This window comes from uncultured Limnohabitans sp., from assembly GCF_937889215.1.
Lineage (GTDB): Bacteria > Pseudomonadota > Gammaproteobacteria > Burkholderiales > Burkholderiaceae_C > Limnohabitans_A.
In genome coordinates this window covers 1-2160 of record NZ_CALBEX010000226.1, presented here as the reverse complement: position 1 = coordinate 2160, position 2160 = coordinate 1, and the positions used below count along the sequence as shown (strand labels likewise).

2 protein-coding genes are annotated in these 2160 nt (G+C 59.7%); one reads left to right on the top strand and one right to left on the bottom strand.

Annotated elements, in window-relative coordinates; genetic code table 11:
* The first annotated feature begins 253 nt into the window (after positions 1–253).
* The gene (locus Q0341_RS05735) at positions 254–1318 is read left to right on the top strand and encodes a YeeE/YedE family protein (RefSeq protein ID WP_299511143.1); all 1065 of its coding nucleotides are present in this window, start codon (positions 254–256) and stop codon (positions 1316–1318) included.
* Positions 1319–1395: 77 nt separating this feature from the next.
* Here Q0341_RS05735 and Q0341_RS05730 read toward each other — a convergent pair.
* Positions 1396–2160 (bottom strand): NAD(P)/FAD-dependent oxidoreductase (locus tag Q0341_RS05730; protein ID WP_299511142.1); only part of this gene is annotated, 765 nt, incomplete at its 5' end.

Genomic DNA, 2160 nt, shown 5'->3' with positions numbered 1-2160 from the left:
GACTGCGCAGCAGGCAATGTGGCCGCTGCCCCCCCGAGATGCTGAGACTTGGGCCACCGCAGGCAGGGCAGCCAAAGACGCGCAGGCCCACAAAACCCAGTCACGACGGCGCGGGGATGACAAGGGAATTGGGCTTGGATGGGGGGCCATGAATTGCGATCCGTGGACAATAGAGGGTTTTGCGTTGTGCGTTTTCCAACTGTACACGCAATGCGTTTTTATATAAGAAATCAGTGAATTATTGGCAACATCCATGAACCTCGCAAACTTGATCGAAACTTGGGGCGACTCCAATGTGCTGACCATGGCCGGCGCCCTGGTCGGTTTTGTATTTGGCCTGGCCGCTCAGCGCACCCGTTTTTGCGCTCGTGCGGCGGTCGTGGAGTGCTGTGAAGCCCGAACAGGCGACCGCTTCAGCGTGTGGTGGCTGGCATTTGGTGCCTGTTTGGTCGGCGTGCAAGCGCTCGTGCTCATGGGCTGGCTCAAACCATCGGCTTCCCGCTACATCAGCCCGGTGGGCAGCATTTCCGGAGCTGTGTTGGGTGGACTGTTGTTTGGGGCCGGCATGATCTTGACGCGTGGTTGCGCCAGCCGTTTGCTGATTTTGTCGGCCAATGGCAATTTGCGCGCCCTGCTTTCGGGTTTGGTGTTTGCGGTCACGGTGCAAGCGAGCATCGCCGGCTGGCTGGCACCCGCCCGGCAAGCCTTGGTCAATGGGTGGGCTGTGGACGGCGGTCCCTCGCGGGATTTGCTGCAACTGTCCGGCTTGGGGCCCCATGGCGGCATGGCGCTGGCTGTGTTGGCCATGGCCGCGGGTCTTTATTTCTTTTTCAAAACCCACCAGCGCCGATGGGGTTTGGCGGTGGGTTCCATCACCGTGGGCTTGAGCATCGCCCTGGGCTGGGGCCTGACGCAGGCCATCGCTTCGCAGTCGTTTGAGGCGGTGCAAATCCAGGGCCTGAGTTTCAGCAGTGCTTCGGCAGAGTTGCTGATGCGGGCCCTGTCCAGCAGCACATCACCCAGTTGGGGCTTTGATGCGGGCTTGATACCCGCCACTTTTGCAGGTTCTTTGCTCGGCGCTTTGGTGGGCGGTGATTTCAAGTTCGAGGGGTTTAAAACCGAAAACAAGCTGGGCCACTACCTCACGGGGTCTGTGCTCATGGGTTTTGGCGCTGTACTGGCTGGCGGCTGCACCGTGGGTGCGGGCATGACCGGGGGTTCGCTGTTCTCGCTCACAGCTTGGCTGACCTTGGTTGCCATCTGGTTGGGCGCAGGCTTGTCTTGGCGCATCCACCGCAGCATGGGCTGGCCAATCTGATCCAAGCGAATCGAGGGGCAAACATGAAAAAACGCCACCCGTCTTGCGACAGGTGGCGTTTTTTGTGGTGACCTACCTCAAGCCAGTGTGTCGGCCCAAATGTTTTGCGCCCAAGCCCAGGCGTACACGCCCTCCAGCTCATTGGCACCACCGGAAACACCACCCGAACCGGGCACGGTCAACATGGTCTTTTTCTGAGCGTCATAGCGGTGCACGCTGGCCACATGGACCACATCCTTGGTGCTGACATAGCTGTAGCAGGTGTTGTTGTAGATGGGCATCGGGTTGACTTCTTTGCCCATCAACAAAGCCACCACGGCCGCCGCACAGGTCTTGCCATGCTGGTTGGCCATGTGGCCCGACTTGGGCATGCCGGGCGCGACCTGAATCGAGTCGCCCAGCACATGCACATTTTTAGCGGCCTTGGACTCGAAGGTGAGGAAGTCCACTTCGCACCAACGCTTGTTGGCCGTGGCCAGGCCTGCGTTGACAGCGATGTCGCCAGCACGCATGTTGGGGATCACGTTGAGCACATTGGCCTTGATGTCGTCGTTGAACTCGAACTTCAAGGTGTTGGTGGCCGCGTCGACATCGGTCACACGGTGTTTGCCGCGGTACTCGACGATGCCCTTGTAACGCTCGGCCCAAGCTTGCTTGAAGAGCTTGCCTTTGGAAGTCACGTCGTCGTTGGCATCCAAGATCAAAACCTTGCTTTTGGGCTTGGCCTTGCTGAAATAGTCGGCCACTTGGCAAGCACGCTCGTAAGGGCCGGGAGGGCAGCGGTACGGGGCCAGCGGGATCGCCAAAGCGTAAACACCGCCGTCAGGCATGGCTTCGAGTTG

What these genes read in the sequence shown, in the direction of transcription:
- Q0341_RS05735 (WP_299511143.1), top strand. Translation starts at nt 254, where the DNA reads ATGAACCTCGCAAACTTGATCGAAACTTGGGGCGACTCCAATGTGCTG.